Source organism: Vogesella lacus (assembly GCF_979366295.1).
The window spans coordinates 1-582 of sequence record NZ_CEETQT010000035.1; the positions used below are offsets into that span (position 1 = coordinate 1).

Consider the following 582-nt stretch of genomic DNA (forward strand, 5'->3'; position numbering starts at 1 on the left):
CCGCCGCCAGCAGCAGCCTGACTGTCGATATCGACACTACCGCACCAAGTGCACCCGCCACCCCAGCCCTCTCGGCTGGCAGTGACAGCGGCACCAGCGGGGACTATCTCACCAACATCAGCACGCCGGTCATTACCGGCACCGGTGAGGCCAACGCTACCGTCAAGCTCTACGACACGGATGGCAGCACCCTGCTGGGCACCTCCACTGCCGATGGCTCGGGCAACTGGAGCATTACCAGCAGTACGCTGGTCGATGGCAGCCACAGCCTCATCGTCAAGCAGTCCGATGCCGCCGGCAATGTCTCCGCCGCCAGCAGTAGCCTGACTGTCGATATCGACACTACCGCACCAAGTGCACCCGCCACACCAGCCCTCTCGGCCGGCAGTGACAGCGGCACCAGCGGGGACTATCTCACCAACATCAGCACGCCGGTCATTACCGGCACCGGTGAGGCCAACGCCATCGTCAAGCTCTACGACACCGATGGCACCACCTTACTCGGTACGACAACGGTTGATGGTAAGGGCAACTGGAGCATTACCAGCAGCACGCTGGCCGATGGCAGCCACAGCCTCACCG

At 63.4% G+C, this 582-nt stretch carries 1 protein-coding gene; it reads left to right on the forward strand.

All coding sequences use genetic code 11. From position 1 onward, the window contains the following. The coding region (locus ACZ9W6_RS17580; protein ID WP_465192485.1) for an Ig-like domain-containing protein at nucleotides 1-582 on the forward strand (582 nt) is incomplete at both ends.